Source organism: Paraburkholderia tagetis (assembly GCF_022213065.1).
GTDB classification, from domain to species: Bacteria; Pseudomonadota; Gammaproteobacteria; order Burkholderiales; family Burkholderiaceae; genus Paraburkholderia; species Paraburkholderia tagetis.
This window is the reverse complement of sequence record NZ_JAKLJA010000013.1, coordinates 23,052-41,038: the sequence shown is the minus strand read 5'-3', so window position 1 is coordinate 41,038 and position 17,987 is coordinate 23,052. Positions and strand designations below refer to the sequence as shown.

The 17,987-nt window shown below is 61.8% G+C and carries 15 protein-coding genes; 7 read left to right on the top strand and 8 right to left on the bottom strand.

From position 1 onward, the window contains the following. Window positions 1-19: 19 nt before the first annotated feature. The 4 genes from L5014_RS17185 to L5014_RS17170 all read right to left on the bottom strand — a co-directional run bounded on the left by L5014_RS17185 (window position 20) and on the right by L5014_RS17170 (window position 5,243). The gene (locus L5014_RS17185) at window positions 20-1,900 is read right to left on the bottom strand and encodes a hypothetical protein (protein ID WP_238464935.1); all 1,881 of its coding nucleotides are present in this window, start codon (window positions 1,898-1,900) and stop codon (window positions 20-22) included. Continuing rightward, window positions 1,897-2,940, bottom strand: coding sequence for a ferritin-like domain-containing protein (locus L5014_RS17180; protein ID WP_238464934.1), 1,044 nt, complete (start codon window positions 2,938-2,940; stop codon window positions 1,897-1,899). The genes L5014_RS17185 and L5014_RS17180 overlap by 4 nt, the downstream gene beginning before the upstream one ends. A gap of 80 nt (window positions 2,941-3,020) precedes the next feature. Further along, window positions 3,021-3,947, bottom strand: coding sequence for a hypothetical protein (locus L5014_RS17175; RefSeq protein ID WP_238464933.1), 927 nt, complete (start codon window positions 3,945-3,947; stop codon window positions 3,021-3,023). Between the two features lie 384 nt (window positions 3,948-4,331). Then, window positions 4,332-5,243: a LysR family transcriptional regulator gene (locus L5014_RS17170; RefSeq protein ID WP_238464932.1), complete on the bottom strand. Its 912-nt coding sequence runs from the start codon at window positions 5,241-5,243 to the stop codon at window positions 4,332-4,334. 108 nt (window positions 5,244-5,351) lie between these two features. Between L5014_RS17170 and L5014_RS17165 the strand changes: the two genes are divergently transcribed. From L5014_RS17165 to L5014_RS17135, 7 genes are all read left to right on the top strand, one after another. Next, window positions 5,352-6,578: a CaiB/BaiF CoA transferase family protein gene (locus tag L5014_RS17165; RefSeq protein ID WP_238464931.1), complete on the top strand. Its 1,227-nt coding sequence runs from the start codon at window positions 5,352-5,354 to the stop codon at window positions 6,576-6,578. 15 nt (window positions 6,579-6,593) lie between these two features. Next, window positions 6,594-7,733: an acyl-CoA dehydrogenase family protein gene (locus tag L5014_RS17160; RefSeq protein ID WP_238464930.1), complete on the top strand. Its 1,140-nt coding sequence runs from the start codon at window positions 6,594-6,596 to the stop codon at window positions 7,731-7,733. A 26-nt stretch (window positions 7,734-7,759) separates the two neighbouring features. Then, window positions 7,760-8,509 (top strand): electron transfer flavoprotein subunit beta/FixA family protein, encoded by a 750-nt coding sequence (locus L5014_RS17155; protein WP_238464929.1) that lies wholly within the window; start codon window positions 7,760-7,762, stop codon window positions 8,507-8,509. Between the two features lie 26 nt (window positions 8,510-8,535). Then, window positions 8,536-9,468 (top strand): electron transfer flavoprotein subunit alpha/FixB family protein, encoded by a 933-nt coding sequence (locus L5014_RS17150; protein WP_238464928.1) that lies wholly within the window; start codon window positions 8,536-8,538, stop codon window positions 9,466-9,468. 128 nt (window positions 9,469-9,596) lie between these two features. Next, complete coding sequence (locus L5014_RS17145) at window positions 9,597-11,024, top strand: purine-cytosine permease family protein (protein ID WP_420800087.1); 1,428 nt, start codon at window positions 9,597-9,599, stop codon at window positions 11,022-11,024. A 315-nt stretch (window positions 11,025-11,339) separates the two neighbouring features. Continuing rightward, window positions 11,340-12,920 carry an isocitrate lyase gene (locus tag L5014_RS17140; RefSeq protein ID WP_238464926.1) on the top strand — a complete coding sequence of 527 codons (1,581 nt, stop codon included), beginning with the start codon at window positions 11,340-11,342 and terminating at the stop codon, window positions 12,918-12,920. A 213-nt stretch (window positions 12,921-13,133) separates the two neighbouring features. Beyond that, window positions 13,134-14,195 carry a methyltransferase gene (locus L5014_RS17135; RefSeq protein ID WP_238464925.1) on the top strand — a complete coding sequence of 354 codons (1,062 nt, stop codon included), beginning with the start codon at window positions 13,134-13,136 and terminating at the stop codon, window positions 14,193-14,195. A 105-nt stretch (window positions 14,196-14,300) separates the two neighbouring features. Here L5014_RS17135 and L5014_RS17130 read toward each other — a convergent pair whose 3' ends face one another. From L5014_RS17130 to L5014_RS17115, 4 genes are all read right to left on the bottom strand, one after another. Next, complete coding sequence (locus L5014_RS17130) at window positions 14,301-15,776, bottom strand: alkaline phosphatase family protein (RefSeq protein WP_238464924.1); 1,476 nt, start codon at window positions 15,774-15,776, stop codon at window positions 14,301-14,303. A 269-nt stretch (window positions 15,777-16,045) separates the two neighbouring features. Continuing rightward, window positions 16,046-16,201 carry a DUF3309 family protein gene (locus L5014_RS17125; protein WP_238465072.1) on the bottom strand — a complete coding sequence of 52 codons (156 nt, stop codon included), beginning with the start codon at window positions 16,199-16,201 and terminating at the stop codon, window positions 16,046-16,048. 28 nt (window positions 16,202-16,229) lie between these two features. Next, window positions 16,230-17,438, bottom strand: a complete 1,209-nt coding sequence (locus L5014_RS17120; RefSeq protein ID WP_338019295.1) for an MFS transporter — start codon at window positions 17,436-17,438, stop codon at window positions 16,230-16,232. After that, window positions 17,435-17,959, bottom strand: coding sequence for a GNAT family N-acetyltransferase (locus L5014_RS17115; RefSeq protein ID WP_274389400.1), 525 nt, complete (start codon window positions 17,957-17,959; stop codon window positions 17,435-17,437). The genes L5014_RS17120 and L5014_RS17115 overlap by 4 nt, the downstream gene beginning before the upstream one ends. Window positions 17,960-17,987 lie beyond the last annotated feature (28 nt).

Here is a 17,987-nt window from a genome sequence, read left to right as displayed (position 1 = left end):
GGACGAGAAGCGCGGGGCGCTACTTGCCTTTCGGTCCTCCGCGCAAGCTACGGCTGAGTTCCGCTTGCGTCATGGTCGCGAGGGATAGGGTGACCTCTTCTTGCTGCTGAACCACATGCGCCGTTTGCGCGCGCAATCCTTTCTTCAGCAGACGCACGCGCGAGGGCAATTCCGCATCGTGATCCTTCGGCGAATCGAGCCACGCATACAACAGCGAACGCATGCCCGCACTCATATCCCGCGTGATCGGCATGAAGCGGAAATGTTCGAAGGCCGCCGGGTCGGTCAAGCGCTTGAGGACGGCCGTGTAGGCACGGATCTGTTCGGGATCGTCGAGACGCAGCCAGTTATCCATGCAGGGCGCCATTGCGTTCCAGTTCGACAGCACGTACTTGTACACGTTGGGCCAGGTGGGCGGCAGCGCCGCGATCTGCGGATCGGCGGGCAGCACGCGTACATACATGTAGGTATCGAGCTGCGTGTTCAACGAGGTCATCGTCTGAGACGGAAAACTGGGCACGTAGGCCGTGATGCCCGGCGCAGCGGCGGGCAACGATAGTTTCGCGATACCCGTGGCATCGGTCGTCATCGGGATGCTTTTTTCGACCTTTGATCCATCGGAGGACATCTGATTCAACTGAAACGCGACACCGTTGCCAGCCGGCACGCCGTGCTCGTATACCTGGAACGACGCCGAGGTGGGCGTTTCCTGGTCCACGTAGAAGTTCGGCGTCAGCGCAATGGCGCGAAACGCCTGTTCCCGCAGGATCGGCCCTTGCACGGTATTCACCTGGAGATTCAGCCGGGCTAATTTTTTCGCCATGCCGGGGGCGAGCGGCAGGGTCACGAGCCCGGCGCTGGCCTCATAGGCAGTACGGTCATACGACGTGTACGGAATCGATCCCAACTCCTCCTGGACCATGCCGGACTCATCGACGGCAACGACGGAGAGGCTGCCGAGATTCTGCTTCGTCAACGCCACATCGACTTCCGGCACGCTATTCGAAAGGTCGATCACGAGCGAGTCGGTGTTGCAACGCGCCGAGGCTGTGCCGACCGCGGGGGCGGACCCTAGCTGAATGAGCGCGCGGTCGCCGGGTTCGTGAACCGGCTCGTTCTTGCGCCACAAGCCCACTACGCCGACGATCAGGCTGCGGGCCGGATTCGGCTGAAAACCGCCGCCGGTGATCTTGTCGGAAAGCTGCTGCGCCTCCTGCGCCATGGCAGGCGAGCCGTTGGTCAGCGTCGCGTTATCGTAGTAGACGGTGCGATAGGCATTGAAGCGGACGGTCAAGCCCAGCACGTCGTCGGCTTCCAGCGCTTTTTTCAGGTCGGCGAGGATGCCCGAGTCGAGTGCGTTGATCCGCAGGCCGTCCGCCTTGGCGAAGCAGGTCGTCCAGATGACCGACGCGACGCCCGCGACTGCGACGTGTCCGGACTTGTTGCGGCCGAAGTTGATCTGCCGCGCGATGATGCGAGATGTGCGTGGCAACTGGATGCTGTAGCCACCCTCGACGCCGAACAGCATCGAATCGAAATAGAGCTGCGAGCTAACGCTGCCGAACGGTTCGAGGTCGACCAGCATGCCGGTGAAGTTCACTGCGCTGGTCGCGAACGGATCGTCGGTCTGCGTTCCGTGGCCTCGATCGAACCCGCAGACGGCCGTATCGTAGAAAGACGAACGATAGGTGCCGTGCGGGTTCCAGCTTCCGCCGCCAATCTGGGCCACCGCTTTATCGCGGAATGCCTGAACTTCGTCCTGGATGGTCGGCAGGTTCTGCGGCAGGATGGTGGTGCAATCCGTCTCGTCGTAGTTGACCGAGTAGTTGTTGGTGGTCACCGGGTCCCACGACACGTTGCCCTTGAAGTAAATGCGAGGAATCTCGAGCACACTCATCATTTGTCTCCATGGAGGTTGGGCACGTAAAGAAAGGCGGGACCGGCGAACTGACCGTTGTTCAACGGCACGGTGAAAGCGTGCAGCGCACTCATGCGCAGATCGAACATGAAACGCACCGCCTCGCCTAGCGCGCCTTCCACACCGGCGACGGCGCGCTGCAACGCATCGATCATCTGGGTGAACGCCGCATTGCAGGCCGCTTGCGCCGCCTGCGCGGCTGGCGGCTCGTTCGAGAAGTTGTGCAGGCCAGGGTCGGCGAGGTCGCGCCCGGCAGGCGGCCACGTCACTTCCAGGCGAGCCGGCCCCCACGTATAGCCGGATTTACTGCCGGGGTCTCGGGTCAGCACGCGCTCGTTGAAGATTTCCCCGAAGCGGAAGTAATGCGCGGGCTGGTCCTGAAAGTCGAGCGGGTCGTACTCGCTGCCTTCGCTCGTGCCCTCTCCTTCTGAAACGATCTGCGTGATCGCGTTGTGCGCATCCGCGTAGTTGTTGACCGCGAAGAGCTGACCCGGAAAGAATTGGTTGTCGACAATCTGGTTCCGGTTCGGCGTCCATGCGCTCGCGGGCAGGGTCGAGAGGAACTTGTCGAGGGCGTCGTAGAACTGGCCGATCGTCACGGCTTTGGGCGCCGCTTCCGCGAGCAGGGCAGCCGTCTTGACCGGATAGTCGGGCGGATTCTCCGGCTCTTCGATCGCCATGCCCTGCGCCAGTGCGTCCTTGGAGAACGGATACAGGTGCACGGTCAGCGGTGTGTCATGCGGACCAATATCGCCTGGCAGCGGTCCCGGGTACTGCTGCACCTGGATGAGCGGATTGCCGCCCAGCGCATTCAGGATATTGCACGCGAGGCACATGTGGATCATCTCCTGCAGCGCCACCGAACGAATGAGGTGGTTCGCTTCCGGATTGGTCCCCGGTGGGATGGAGTACAGCGCATAAAGATACGGAGGCAATGTGCCGAATTCGACACCGACTGCGGTTTGCAGCAGGGAACGCGCATCTTCTATGGTCGTCAGCTTCTTAACGGCTAGGCGAATCACTTTGGCCTCCGTAAGGTTATTGCGTGGGTGATCGAAATGGCGGGTGGGTGAGCGTCGCAGCGCCAGGGCTCAGGAGCCGCTCAGGGCCCGAACCGGCAGACCGGGATAGGCTGTCCTTGCGCAAGCTGTGCGACGAGGTCCCACGTCGTGGCTGGGTCGGGCTTCGCGAACGAAAAATCGTAGAAGTTCTGACTGACGATAGGCGCGTTCGGCGGATCTTCCGGCCATCCGGAGAAATAGAACGACTGTGGCAACCGATACAGCGCGGGTTCCGCGCCGCCGCTCCTGTCTTCGGTCCAGTCGCTGTGGAAGGCATAGCCGAACAGCACCGCACCGTCTTTCGTGCGGTCCGGACTGACGCCAACCTGAATCGGCGGACGATTTCCGTCGGGGCTCGTCCAGAACGAGTATCCCTGCACGCGTCCGCCGAGCCGTTCGCTGTCGCCCTTGCTGTAGGGCAGGTGCTTGATGAAGTCGCGCATGGGCGGATGATTCAGCGCCGAGAACAGGCACACGGGAACCATGGTGGCCGGGCGGTTTCCCTCGAACGTGAGGAAGTACGCGTTGTCGCCGAGCGAGATGTAAGCGCAACTATAGTGATTCGAGCCAGGAAAGATCGGCAGCGCGCGGTCCTCGTAATACTCCATCATCGCGCCGCGTTCGCCGTTTGGCCCGACCCAGGTGCTGTCGTAATAGCTCGCGCCATTGGACACTTCGTAGTCCACGCCTTCCTTCAACGGGGGCGGCGGGACGCCGTCATAGGGCGGCGGATACTCGGCGTACCGGTTGTACACGCGGTACATCTTCCATTTCGCTGACCAGTAGAGCGGCAGGATCGGATCGGAAGGATCGCCGGGCGCACGCCCGTACAGGCAATCCGGTGCGGCGCACGGGCTGTATTGCGGTGGATTGTGAACCCCGTAGGTCGGATAAATCGGAGCAGTGGGCGTCTGCGTTGCAGACGAATTCTTTTCTAGAACCGCAACGTCATTGGAGAGTTTTTGCATAATGCATAGTTATCCGATTTATATCCCTGAAAGGAAATCGTATTTTACTTTTCAGGATTTCTACACTGGATAGCCGTACTCGAGCGTTTGCGGGAGTCCGCCGCCGCCGTATTCAATTTGCAGAGTGTGGTCTGGACATACCCCTGATAGTCCTGCGTGACGAACTTTTCTATCGCTTTCTTTTGTTCTGACGAAAATATAGCCGATGCAGAGCCGTCGGCGGGACGCTTCAAGGCGGCCCTATCCAGGTTGATAGGTGCCGGGGGCATGTCGAAGAAGCGCATCCGGCGAATGGTCGAGAGGGGGCGGGCACGTCCGTTCGCCAGCGCATGGCGACTAGAAGGCCGGCCAGGAGGCGCTCTGTCGCTGCGGTTCCTTCAGCGGCTATTTACCCACACGTTCGCGCATGGCCTCGCCTAGCGCGTCGCGCACGCAAGCGGCGAGTAACTCCGAAGCGCGCGCGTGCGCCACGCGAGCCGGCCACGCAATGACAAGCGGCTGGATTACAGTGGCCTCACGTATCGGCCGCTCGACAACGAGGGACGTCTGTACAACCGTTGGACTTTGCGTGATCAACAGCGACACCCCCAGGCCGCTCGCCACCATCGCACGCACGAGTTCGATGGACGTAGCCCGATACCGCACGTCTGGCGAGAGACCAAGCTGCCAGAACGGCGCCATCAGAAAGTCGCGACTCTGCGGCAGATCGATCTGAATGAAAGGCTGCGTGGCCAGGTCGTGCAGCGAAACCGCGCGACGGCGCTTCGCCAGCGGCGAGTCGCCGGGCAGGATCGCGTAGGGCTTGAGTTCGGCGAGGCACTCGCGTTCGATATCGCTGGGCAGGCCCACGTCGTACATGAGCGCGAAATCGATCACGCGCTTGTGCAGCCATTCGTCGAGTTGCGCGAGATCGCCTTCCCGGAACTGCACGGTGAGACCTGGATGGCGCGTCTGCGCGAGCTTGAGCACACGAGGGAGATAGACCGGCGCGATCGTGCGAAATACGCCGATCTGCACGAGACCGCGATCGCCTTCGCCCACATCGTCGGTGGTGAACGACGAGGCCGAGGCGAGCAGGTGCCGTGCTTCATCCAGCTTGCGCCGGCCGAACTGCGTGAGCGTCATACGCGTGCCGGCGCCGCGCGTGAAAAGCGGCGCGTCGAATAGCGCTTCGAGTTCGCGGATTGCCACGGAGATCGAAGGTTGCGAAACGTTTAACTGTTTCGCCGCGCTCGTCGTGCTGCCCGTCTCGGCCGCGGTGACGAAGTAGCGCAGGAGCCTGAGCGACAAGGCCATAAAGTTTTCGTATAGGTGTTAATTTATTCCAATATTTTATCTTATTGGATGGGCAGATCAGAATCAGCTCACCAGCCGAACCGGTTGGCTGTTCTGGAGGAAGACGCTGTGACACTGCCCGCGCTGCCGCTCGACGGTATTCGTGTGATCGACTTTTCCCGCGTGCTCGCGGGGCCGCTATGTTCTGCGCTGCTGGGAGACCTGGGCGCCGAGGTCATCAAGATCGAGCCGCCCGCCGGCGACGACTACCGCGCAATTGGCCCGTTTTCCGCCGGGGAAAGCGGACTCTTCCACGCGATGAATCGCAACAAGCAAAGCGTCGTCATCGACTTGAAGCACGACGAAGGCCGTGCGCTGGCGCAGTCGCTCTGCGCGCAGGCCGACGTGGTGGTGGAGAACTTCCGGCCAGGCGTGGCCGAGCGGCTTGGTATTGGCTACGCGGAACTCTGCGCGCGCAATCCCTCGCTCGTCTACGCAAGCGTTTCGGGTTTCGGCCAGACCGGCCCCGAATCGCATCGGGCCGCGTACGACATCATCCTGCAAGCCCTGTGCGGACTCATGGATGTGACCGGCTCGCCCGACGGCGCACCGACGCTGGTGGGCGATTCGATCTCGGATGCGGTCAGCGGACTTTTCGCCTCGTGGGGCGTGCTGGCGGCGCTATTGGCGCGCGAGCGCAGCGGCAAGGGCACGCACGTGGATGTGGCGATGTTCGACGCCACACTCAGTCTCACCGCAGGCATGGTCGCGCGCTACGCCACGACCGGCGTCGCGCCGCGGCGCGTGGGCAACCGCCACGCGTCGTCGGCGCCATTCGGCGCCTATCGCGCGAAAGACGGCTACTTCGTGGTGGCCGTGCTCAACAACCGCTTGTTCGAACGCTTCGCGCAAGCGATCGGTCAGCCTGAACTCATGGGCGATGCGCGCTTTATCGACGATGCCACGCGCAGCGAAAACGAAGCCGCGTTGCGTGTTTGCATCGAGTCATGGTCTGAACTGCATAGCATCGCAGAGGTGAATGCGCGGTTGAGCGAGGTGGGGATTCCCGTTGCGCCAATCCAGAACATCAGCGAGGCGCTGGAGAGCGAGCAGGCGCGCGAACGTGGCCTGCTGATCGAAACGAAGGCCGCCGACGGCGGCACCCTGCGGCTGCCGCGGCAACCGGTTCACTTCTCGGCGTGGCCTGCCACGCGAACCACGCGGGCCCCAGCGCTGGGGGAACATACCCAGGCGGTGCTCGAGAAGTACCTGGGTTTGGACCATGAACGCATGGCTGGCTTGCGTGATGGCGGGGTGCTCGGCCAGGCCGCAATGCAATTGCAAGACGCTAAATAATCAGGATGACAAAGCATGTATAAACGAATGGGTGTTAGCGAAGCCGATGTCGAGATCGCGGAAGCCATCCGGCGGTTCGCGCACGCGGAACTGGCGCCCCGCGCGGCACAGATCGACCGCGAGGAAATTTCCACGACACGCTATGTTCCCGCGCTCGCCGATCTCGGCGTGATGGGCATGAATCTGCCTGAGCGTTGGGGCGGTGTCGGCGCGTCGCCTGCAGCGATCATTCTCGCGCTGGCCGAGATTGCGGCTGCGTGCGCATCGACTTCATCGATGATCGGCGCCCACTATCTTGCGACCGATTCGATCCTGATCGGCGGCGACGACGCATTGCGCGCGCGCTACCTGCCTGACGCAGCGACCGGCGTGAAGCTTGGCGCTTTCGCGCTGACGGAGCCGCAAGCCGGCTCGAATCCGGCTGGAATGACGACGCATGCAGTACGCGAGGGCGATGGTTATCGTCTGCGTGGCGTGAAGCATTTCATTTCGAACGCGGCGGCCGCTCAATTCATCGTGGTCTATGCCAAGACCGCGCCCGAACTCGGCACACGGGGAATCAGTGCTTTCGTGGTCGACCGCGATACACCGGGCGTGTCGGTGTCGTCCGCCGAAATGCTGATGGGCATTCGAGGCGCGCCCGCCCATGAAGTCGCGCTCGACTGCCATGTGCCGGCCATGAACCGGTTGGGCGACGAAGGCACGGGTTTTCGCACCGCAATGAAAGTGCTCGACAACAGCCGCCTCGACGTCGCGGCAACGAGCCTCGGCCTGGCCGAAGCGGCGCTGGCGGATGCCGTGGAATGGGCAAAGACGCGGCATGTCGGCAACGAGCCGCTGGCGGCCAGGCAAGGCCTGCAATGGAAATTTGCCGACATGAAAACCCAACTAGAAGCGGCTTGGCTCCTGACGCTACAGGCGGCCACGCGGCGCGCGGCAGGCGAGCCGTTCACGGACGCGGCTTCGATGGCAAAACTCTATGCATCGGAGATGGTTGGCTTCGTCACCGATACCGCGTTGCAGATGCATGGTGGCTACGGCTTCACGCGCGAGATGCGGATCGAGCGACTGGTGCGTGATGCGCGGATTCTGCGCATCTACGAGGGGTCGTCGGAGATTCAGCGCACGGTCATTGCCCGATCCGTTCTGGCTTAAAGACAGTCTATGAAAGGAGTGAAAAAGTGAAAGTGCTGGTGGCGGTCAAGCGCGTTGTCGATGCCAACGTCAAAGTGGGCGTGAAGTCGGATGGTACGGGCGTCGATATTTCGAACGTGAAAATGTCGATGAACCCATTCGATGAAATTGCAGTTGAAGAAGCCGTGAGATTGAAGGAATCGGGCGCGGCGACTGAGGTAGTGGTGGTCTCTTGCGGGGTTGCGCAAGCCCAGGAAGCATTGCGTACGGCGCTGGCGATGGGCGCGGACCGCGCAATCCTGGTCGAATCGGAGGTGGACCTGCAACCGTTGGCCGTCGCCAAGCTGCTCAAGGCGCTGGTGGACAAGGAACAGCCGCAGATGGTGATGCTAGGCAAGCAGGCCATCGACGGCGACGCGAACCAGACGGGGCAGATGCTCGCTGCGCTCGCGGGTCTACCGCAGGCAACGTTTGCGTCGAAGGTGGTGGTGAGCGAGGGCAGAGCGACCGTGTCGCGCGAAGTGGATGGCGGTGCAGAAGTGCTGTCGCTGACCTTGCCCGCTGTCGTCACGACCGATCTGCGCCTGAATGAACCGCGCTATGTGACGCTGCCGAACATCATGAAGGCGAAAAAGAAGCCGCTGGAAACCATCAGGCCCGCAGCCTTGGGTGTCGACGTCACGCCGCGCCTGACGACGCTAAAGGTCGGCGAGCCGCCCAGGCGCGCGGCGGGGGTGAAGGTGGCGGACGTGGAGACGCTGGTGGAGAAGCTCAAGAGCGAAGCCAAAGTGCTTTGATCGACGAACACGAGGAGACGAGAGACATGACGATACTGGTAATTGCCGAGCACGATAACGCTTCGATCAAGGCTGCGACGCTGAACACAATGGCTGCCGCAAGCAAGATTGGCGACGAGATTCATGTGCTGGTGGCGGGGCATGGCGCGCAGGGCGCGGCGCAAGCGGCTGCCAAGGTGGCGGGCTGCGCGAAGGTGTTGCTTGCAGATGCGCCTCAACTGGCCGAAAGTCTTGCGGAAAATATTGAAGCAACCGTGCTGAGTATTGCGAAGGATTACTCACATATTCTGACTCCGGCAACCGCTTGGGGCAAGAATATCGCCCCGCGCATCGCCGCGAAGCTGGACGTTGCGCAGATCAGCGACATCACGGCGGTTATTTCCGCCGATACATTCGAGCGGCCGATTTACGCAGGCAATGCCATCGCGACCGTGCAATCGGCTGATCCCGTCAAGGTGATCACGGTGCGGGCTACGAGCTTCGATCCGGTGGCAGCGCAAGGCGCCAGCGCCGAGGTCGAGACGATCGAAGCGGCGGCCGATGCCGGCGTTTCGCAGTTCGTCAGCCGTGAGGTGACCCGGCTGGACCGTCCGGAACTGATGTCGGCGCATATCGTCGTGTCGGGCGGTCGAGGCCTCGGCAGTGGCGAGAATTACACGAAGGTGCTCGAGCCGCTCGCCGACAAACTTGGCGCGGCATTAGGCGCATCGCGCGCCGCCGTCGATGCGGGCTACGTACCGAACGACTATCAGGTGGGCCAGACGGGCAAAATCGTCGCGCCGCAGTTGTACGTCGCAGTCGGCATTTCAGGTGCGATTCAGCACCTGGCCGGTATGAAGGACTCGAAGGTCATTGTCGCGATCAACAGCGATGAAGATGCGCCGATCTTCGGCGTGGCCGACTATGGCGTCGTAGGCGATCTGAACGTGATCGTGCCCGCGCTTGCCGCACATCTCTGAACCCCCTTGATCCGTTTGGCCGGTTTGCCGGTTTTGCCGGTTTTCTTGACGCTTCGCACGCAGCACGCAGCACGAAAAGGGCGGCGTGCGGGCACACAGCTGTTCCCTTACGAAAGAGGAGCGCAATGATGGACTGCACCGCAGCGCGTAGTGAAAGAGCCACACTGGTCGAGCGGCGCTCGATCGACTACATTCCCGAAGCCGAGCGTCACGGCAATTTGTTCAGCCAGTTCACCCTCTGGTTCGGTGCGAATCTCCAGATCACCGCCGTCGTGGTCGGCGCACTCGCCGTGGTACTGGGCGGCGATGTGTTCTGGTCGCTGGTTGGCCTGCTGGTTGGACAGATACTGGGCGGTGCCGTAATGGCGTTGCACGGCGCACAAGGTCCCAAGCTCGGTTTGCCGCAAATGATTTCGAGTCGCGTGCAGTTCGGCGTTTATGGCGCCATTATTCCGCTCGCGCTGGTTTGCGTGATGTACGTGGGGTTCTCGGCGGGGGGCACGGTTCTCGCCGGGCAGGCGATCAGTGAATTGCTGGGTGTGAACGATACCGTAGCAATCCTGATTTTTTCCTCCATCGTGATCCTGCTCACGGGACTCGGGTATCGAATCATTCACGCGATGGGCCGCGTGTCGAGCATCGTCGGTACGCTCGCCTTCCTGTATCTGTTTGCGAGCCTGTTGCACGGCCATGCGTGGAGTACGCTGCTCGCTAACCGTCACTTCACGGTCGCATCGTTCCTGCTCGCCGTTTCGCTCTCGGCATCGTGGCAAATCGCGTATGGTCCTTATGTAGCCGACTATTCGCGCTATCTGCCGAAATCCGTCTCGACATTCAGGACATTTTTCGCGGTCTTTTGCGGCACGGTGACAGGCGCGCAGGTGTCGATGACGTTCGGCGTGCTCGCCGCCGCGCTCGCCGGCAGCCGATTCGCCGGGCACGAAGTGGCGTTTATCGTCGGCCTGGGCGCAACGGGCATCATCGCCGCGATTCTTTACTTCACGATTGCGCTCGGCAAGCTCACCATCACGACGCTCAATGCTTACGGCAGCGTGATGTCGGTGACGACGATCGTCACCGGGCTGCGACAGCGCCGCGAAGTCTCTCACGGTGCGCGGCTCACCTTTGTGATTCTCTCGGTGGGCATATCGAGTGCGCTCGCACTCGCCGGACAGCATTCGTTCCTGAAAGCGTTTTCATCGTTCCTGCTGTTCCTTCTGGTGTTCTTTACGCCGTGGAGCGCGATCAATCTCGTCGACTACTACTGGGTGACACGCGAGCGCTATGACGTACCGGCGCTCTTCGATGCGAAGGGCCGCTATGGCCGCTGGAATCCAGTCGGCATTGCCGTCTATGTAGTGGGCGTGCTGGTGCAGATGCCGTTCGTCGCCACCGGGTTTTATACGGGACGCTGGGTCAATGCGCTCGGCGGCGTCGATATCTCGTGGATCGTCGGCATTGTTGTGCCCGGCGCACTGTATTACGCGGCGACGCGTCTCGTGCAGCCGCGTGTGCCAGATCGGCTCATCCTGCCAGAGACGGTTGGCGACGCGTAAACGTGCAAAGCGAGGGGGCCGGACGACCTCGGTGCTCAATCCGTGCGTGTCCTGCCTCCAGCACCCGAAAGCGCGTTTCACATTGCGGGATGTACTTCGAATTTTCGCCGCGTCATTTTTTCACGGCCTGAAATCATGTTTTGCATCGCAAAAATCGGTGTCTATCTCATTGAAAATAAACAATAAATTATGTCTTATGTCTTATATAAGACTTGGGCGAACGGCGCTACTATTGAGTCATGCAGTTCGCTTCGACAGACGGAGCGGGCAGGCTGAACCCACTAGTCAAACGCGCTTTGCTCTTAGGAGAGACACATGGCCCAGTATCAAGACGACATCAAGGCAGTTGCCGGTTTGAAAGAGAACAACGGCAGTGCCTGGAATGCCATCAACCCCGAGTATGCCGCCCGCATGCGCGCCCAGAACAAGTTCAAAACGGGCCTGGACATCGCGAAGTACACCGCGAAGATCATGCGCGCCGACATGGCCGCCTACGATGCCGACCCGGCGAAGTACACCCAGTCGCTGGGCTGCTGGCACGGCTTCATCGGCCAGCAGAAGATGATCTCCATTAAGAAGCACTTCAACAGCACCGAGCGCCGCTACCTTTACCTGTCTGGCTGGATGGTGGCCGCGCTGCGCTCCGAGTTCGGCCCGCTGCCGGACCAGTCGATGCACGAAAAAACCTCGGTCAGCGCGTTGATCCGCGAGCTGTACACCTTCCTGCGCCAGGCCGACGCCCGTGAACTGGGCGGCCTGTTCCGCGAGCTGGACGCAGCCCAGGGCGCTGCCAAGGCCGCGATCCAGCAAAAGATCGACAACCACGTCACCCACGTCGTGCCTATCATCGCCGACATCGACGCGGGTTTCGGCAACGCCGAAGCAACCTATCTGCTGGCCAAGCAGTTCATCGAAGCGGGTGCATGCTGCATTCAGATCGAAAACCAGGTGTCCGACGAAAAGCAGTGCGGCCACCAGGATGGCAAGGTCACCGTGCCGCACGAGGACTTCCTCGCCAAGATTCGCGCGATCCGCTACGCGTTCCTCGAACTGGGCGTGGACGACGGCATCATCGTGGCCCGCACCGACTCGCTGGGCGCCGGCCTGACCAAGCAGATCGCCGTGACCCACACGCCGGGCGACCTGGGCGACCAATACAATGCGTTCCTCGATTGCGAGGAGTTGTCGGCCGACCAACTGGGCAATGGTGACGTCATCATCAAGCGCGACGGCAAGCTGCTGCGTCCCAAGCGCCTGCCGAGCAACCTGTTCCAGTTCCGCGCCGGCACGGGCGAAGCGCGCTGCGTACTGGATTGCGTGACCGCACTGCAAAACGGTGCCGACCTGCTGTGGATCGAAACCGAAAAACCGCATATCGCGCAGATCGGCGGCATGGTCAGCGAGATTCGCAAAGTCATCCCGAACGCCAAGCTGGTGTACAACAACAGCCCGTCGTTCAACTGGACCCTGAATTTCCGCCAGCAGGCGTATGACGCGATGAAGGCCGCGGGCAAGGATGTGTCGGCATACGACCGCGCGCAGCTGATGAGCGTGGAATACGATCAGACCGAACTGGCGACGCTCGCCGACGAAAAAATCCGCACCTTCCAGGCCGACGCGTCGCGCGAAGCGGGTATTTTCCACCACCTGATTACGCTGCCGACATACCACACCGCCGCACTGTCGACCGACAATCTGGCCAAGGAATACTTCGGCGACCAGGGCATGCTGGGTTACGTGGCGGGCGTGCAGCGTAAGGAAATTCGTCAGGGCATCGCGTGCGTCAAGCACCAGAACATGTCCGGCTCGGACATCGGCGACGACCACAAGGAGTATTTCAGCGGCGAAGCGGCCCTGAAAGCGGCGGGTAAAGACAATACGATGAATCAGTTCTGATACCGGTAATACCCCAAGCCAAAACTCCAACTCGCGCCAACCCATACACGGGTTGGCGTTTTTTTATTCGAGCATCCTGGGCGCGACAGTCCGTGCAGGACCGTCCCTCGGAAGGTCTGAAGAGTTCGTCTGTGCGGTAGCGAACACCTGAAAAACTTCGTTTCGCTTACGATTCTTTCTGACGCTTCTTCACACGTTCCCCGAGGAGCCACGATGGAAAGCACACCGAGCACGGTTCAACAGGAATCTGGCGCTGATAGTACGCACCAGCCCGAACTTTCCCCTGACCGGCTGCTCCAGCTAGGCATGGGGTTCTGGGCGTCCAAGGCCCTATTGTCCGCAGTCGAGCTCCGTGTGTTCACGCGCCTCGCGACCGGTCCGCACGACGCTGCGGAACTCGCTGACGCAGTCGGACTGCACCCGAGATCGGCACTCGATTTTCTCGATACGCTGGTTGCGTTGAATCTGCTGGAACGCGAAGGCGGGACATACCGCAATACGCCGGACGCCAATCTTTTCCTGGACACGGCCAAGCCCAGTTATGTGGGTGGATTACTGGAAATGGCCAATGCGCGGCTATATCCGTTCTGGGGCTCGCTGACTGAAGCCCTTCGCACGGGGCAGCCACAGAACGAGGCAAAAGAGGGCGGCAACCCCTTCGACGCGATGTATAGCGACGAACACAAACTACGCGGTTTCCTGCGGGCGATGAGCGGAGTCAGCCTGGGCGCGGCCAGGGCGATTGCACAACAATTCCCGTGGCAAAACTACCGCACCTTCATGGATATCGGCGCGGCCCAGGGCGCCTTACCCGTGCAGGTCGCACTCGCCCATCCTCACTTGCGCGGTGGCGGCTTCGATCTGCCAGTAGTGGGCCCTGTGTTTGAAGAGTATGTAGCGTCGCACGGTCTTCAGGAGCGGCTGCATTTCTATCCGGGCGACTTCTTCAAGGAGGCCTGCCCGACGGCCGATGTGCTCGTGATGGGACACATCCTGCACGACTGGGATCTCGGGCAGAAGCTCGAATTGCTCAAGAAGTGCTACGCGGCGCTCCCTCCAGGAGGGTGCCTGATCGTCTACGACGCGGTCATCGACGATGAGCGCAGGCGTAATGCCTTTGGACTGCTGATGAGCTTGAACATGCTCATCGAGACACCTGGCGGCTTCGACTATACCGGCGCGCAGTGCAGGGAATGGATGCAGGAAGTCGGCTTCACCCAGGTACGCGTCGAGCCGCTAACCGGCGCCGATTCAATGGTGATTGGAATCCGCTAAAAACTCGTCAGGAGATATCGCTGCTCGTCGGGAGATATCGCTGCGCGGTGGGCCGACCCGTGGGCGCCCACCGCCGCAAAACCATTCGTATATTCCCTCCGCTGGTCAGGAGCCGGTCTTGAATCCCAATGCGGCCGCCTTGGCGCGAAGGTCCGCGAAACGGTCCGATGTCGGGTTGGTCGCGAGTTGCGATTTATCGAGCGCCGAGATCGCGCCCGGCACTAGTGGTGTCGTCTCCCCTGGGCAGGTACCGCCAAATGGCCCTTGAGCAACGTTAATGGCCGGTGCATCGGTGCGCGGTGGGCCGGTGAAATCCAGCGCGTAGGCGAGATTGACGGTCGCGGAATCGCTGCCGCGCACGCCGAGCGGCGGCAAGCCGAAACGCCATTGCAGGAGCGCGTGAATCGAACTCGGATCGAACGGATAGCGTGTCACCGCGCCCGCGCGAACGCGGGGACCCAGCAGCGCGAGGGGCGCGCGACATCCTAGCGTGCCGTCGTTACCGACCGTCAGTTCGTTTTTGCTGATCGGTCTGATTGGCGGCGCCACGTGATCGAAAAACCCGCCCCATTCGTCATATACGATGATCATCAATGTGCGGTTCCAGGTCGGGCTCGTGCGTAGCGCGTTATAGACCTGCGCGAGAAACACTTCGCCATTGCGAATGTCCGCGTGCGGATGATCGTCTGTGGAGACACCTTCCAGCTCGCCGGCGAACGTCGGATCGACCATGCAGAACGGCGGCAATGTCCCCGCCGCGGCTTTGGCAAGAAATTCCGAGAACGGACGGGAAATGCCGAGGTAACGCGTCCCATAGAGCGAGGTGAACGGCACGTCGTGATAGTAGTAATTGCAGCCCACGTTAGCCGTGCTCAGGTGGTCCCAGATCGTCGTGAGCGAGCATTTGTCGAGCCGGTCGTCGAGCCGGTCTGTCGCCCCGCTATGCAGATAGATCCGGTTCGGAAACGTGCTGGTCAACACACCGCTGAAGTAAAAATCGCTGATCGTGTAATGGCTCGCGGCAGCGCTGAGGAATTCGAGGTCCGCTGCGGTGTAGTAGCCAATGGGCAGCAAGTCGCCTTGCGTCAGGCTGGTGCCGGGCGTGAGCAGCCAGCCGTTCATCGCACCGGAAGCCAGTTGCGTGCGCGCCCCCGCGTAGCTGTGATTGGGATCGTGGTAAGCACATGCCTGGTAGCCGTAAGCTGGATTCGCGGTAAGTGAAAACGGCGAATGCGTCGCGCCGAAGGCATCGGTGAACTGCTGGTTCGCTGGCATGCCCTCCGCACCGGGCACCCAGCTCATGAAATGATCGAAGGAGCGATTTTCCATCGTCACCAGTACGATGAAATCGACGCCGGAGCCGGCGGGGTCCGGCAATGCGGGGCGCGCGAGGCTATAGCGGTCGCCGCCATGCGGCGAAGGCACATCGGTAATCGATGGCGCAGGTGCGTTGCCGTCCCTTCCATCGTCCGAGCCGCCGCCCCCGCAGCCCGACATTGCAACGCTGCCGGCAACCGCGGCGACGCCCGCGAGAAAGCGGCGGCGGTCATAGCGATAAAGCACATTGTTTCCGTCTTTCATGGCAACGTCTCCCTGGTTGATCGCCGCGCGGACACGCCGCGCACGTAACGCCGATGAAGCGAAACAGCTCGAACCACAAGACGCTGGTTCATAGCAATATTCGCTCCCGGCATGGCCGATGCGGTCAGCGCGGCTACCAGGGAAACTCACCAGAAAAAAAACACCAGGGAAAAACTCAAGCGCAACAAGACGGTGGCCCGTTCAATGCTTGCGGGCCAGGCACAACATTAGATATCCGAACAATGGTTAATCGGACACGGGCAATGGGACTAGATCGCGCCCATCACCACGAGCACGATCAGGATGATGAGCACGACTCCCAACGTGCCGGATGGCGCATAGCCCCACGAGCGGCTATATGGCCACGAGGGAAAGGCGCCGATGAGCAGCAGGATCAAAACGACCAGAAGCAAGGTGCCAAGCATAATGCCCCCACGATCGAACGATGACATGCTAACTGGAGCAATGCCGGTGCCCGGCCGTGACGAGCCAACGTAAGCACAGCGCCGCACAGCAAGCAGCGCCGCCACCCAGCGCAAGGGTTCCATATGCCCATGACCATTGATGCGTTGCATCGAATGTGGCGCCAAAGGTCGTGGGTGCCAGCGCACCGGCGCCGAAGCCGATTACGGAACGAACACCCATGACACGTCCAAGCCGGTCCGGGGGAACGGCATCCGTTATGGCCGCCGACAGCACGCCCGAATCGCCGAGAATAAAGAAGCTTCCGATCGCTGCAATCAGAACCGTCCATACCGGTCCCCATTGCATCGAGAACCCCATCAGAATCGAGCAGGCGGCGCCCGCCCCGGCGACCACGACGAGAACCTGCGCGCGATCCCATCGGTCGGACAGGACGCCGAACGCAACCGTCGAGAGCATGCCGGATGAATGCACGACCGCGCCAATCAGCAGCGCTTGCGAGAGCGTATCCAGATGCAGGGGCGCGACCGCAACGGCGAGCAGCGACGGCGTCCATGCATAGTTGCCCAGCAGCTCCCAACAGTGCGCCACGTAGCCGACCAGCAGACACACGGCGACCGGGCTCCACACTGCCAGCGGACGCGAAGGTCGAGCGGCCGAGGCTCGCATGGCGCGACCTCGCGCGGGCGCCAATGATGTTCCGGACAAGCTGACGTGGCTAAGCAGCGCCCCCGCGAATACACCGGCTGCGCATAAGGAAAAGCCTGCCGCCACGCCGTATGTCTGGGTCGCCCAAAGTGCCAGGAACACCGAAAGCAGATAGCCGAACGAGCCGGCCGCGAGCATCTGGCCTATGGCTCGACCGCGCGCGGCCGGAGAACCGAGATCGGCGGCAAGCATCAACGCGGGTGCATACGCGCCACCTTGCGTCAGCCCGACGAATACGATGCCAATCAACGCGCTCTCCGGAGACCTGGCGAGCCACGCGAAACCGGCGAGCGCTGCCGCACCGGCCCACGTACAGGCAAGGTAGACGCGCTTCGCGCCATAGCTGTCGGAGAGCCAGGCCGCCACGAGCAGAGCGAGCGCGTTGGACAGATTGAACGCGGTCTGGATCGTGCCGGCCGTCGATGCGCTCATGTGCCATGTGTCGCGCAGCACGGGCAACGCACCGGCGAATGTCATCGTGCCCATGCACGCGCCGGCCCGACCGGCGCAAAGCAGGGCGAGCCGGTTCAAGGCTCGCTCCGGAGCGAGCGCTGCATGAGCGTCACGTCCAGCCAGCGATCGTGCTTGAAGCCGACGTTCTTCAGCACGCCCACGGGAACGAAGCCACAGCGCGCGTGTAGAGCCAGAGAGGCGTGGTTATCGTCGCCTGCCACGGTCGCGAGCATTTCGGCGAAACCGGCCAGGGTGCATTGCTCGATCAACTTTTCCAGCAGCATCCGGCCGAGCCCCTTGCCTGCTGCGCTGCGATCCAGATAGATCGAATGTTCGAGCGTATAGCGGTAAGCCGCGCGCGCCTTGAAGGGCGCGGCGCAGGCATAGCCCAGGACGGTGTCCCCCTGGAGCGCGGCCAGATACGGCGCGCCCGCTGCCCGGATGTCGCGATAGCGCTGCGCGAGTTCATCGACGGATGGCGGCTCCGTCTCGAAGGTAACGGTCGTGTGGGTGACGTAATGAGCGTAAATGCAGGCAATCTGTTCCATGTCGGAAAGACGCGCCTCACGGAGGGTGATGGTTTCAGCGCTGCAATTCATGGCGGGATGGGCTCTGGGGAAAGACGTT

Excerpts from the sequence above, each read along its gene's own strand:
- L5014_RS17145 (WP_420800087.1), top strand. The coding sequence starts at position 9,597 with ATGGACTGCACCGCAGCGCGTAGTGAAAGAGCCACACTGGTCGAGCGG.
- L5014_RS17135 (WP_238464925.1), top strand. The coding sequence starts at position 13,134 with ATGGAAAGCACACCGAGCACGGTTCAACAGGAATCTGGCGCTGATAGT.
- L5014_RS17130 (WP_238464924.1), bottom strand. The coding sequence starts at position 15,776 with ATGAAAGACGGAAACAATGTGCTTTATCGCTATGACCGCCGCCGCTTT.
- L5014_RS17170 (WP_238464932.1), bottom strand. The coding sequence starts at position 5,243 with ATGGCCTTGTCGCTCAGGCTCCTGCGCTACTTCGTCACCGCGGCCGAG.
- L5014_RS17140 (WP_238464926.1), top strand. The coding sequence starts at position 11,340 with ATGGCCCAGTATCAAGACGACATCAAGGCAGTTGCCGGTTTGAAAGAG.
- L5014_RS17160 (WP_238464930.1), top strand. The coding sequence starts at position 6,594 with ATGTATAAACGAATGGGTGTTAGCGAAGCCGATGTCGAGATCGCGGAA.
- L5014_RS17150 (WP_238464928.1), top strand. The coding sequence starts at position 8,536 with ATGACGATACTGGTAATTGCCGAGCACGATAACGCTTCGATCAAGGCT.
- L5014_RS17175 (WP_238464933.1), bottom strand. The coding sequence starts at position 3,947 with ATGCAAAAACTCTCCAATGACGTTGCGGTTCTAGAAAAGAATTCGTCT.
- L5014_RS17185 (WP_238464935.1), bottom strand. The coding sequence starts at position 1,900 with ATGATGAGTGTGCTCGAGATTCCTCGCATTTACTTCAAGGGCAACGTG.
- L5014_RS17125 (WP_238465072.1), bottom strand. The coding sequence starts at position 16,201 with ATGCTTGGCACCTTGCTTCTGGTCGTTTTGATCCTGCTGCTCATCGGC.
- L5014_RS17115 (WP_274389400.1), bottom strand. The coding sequence starts at position 17,959 with ATGAATTGCAGCGCTGAAACCATCACCCTCCGTGAGGCGCGTCTTTCC.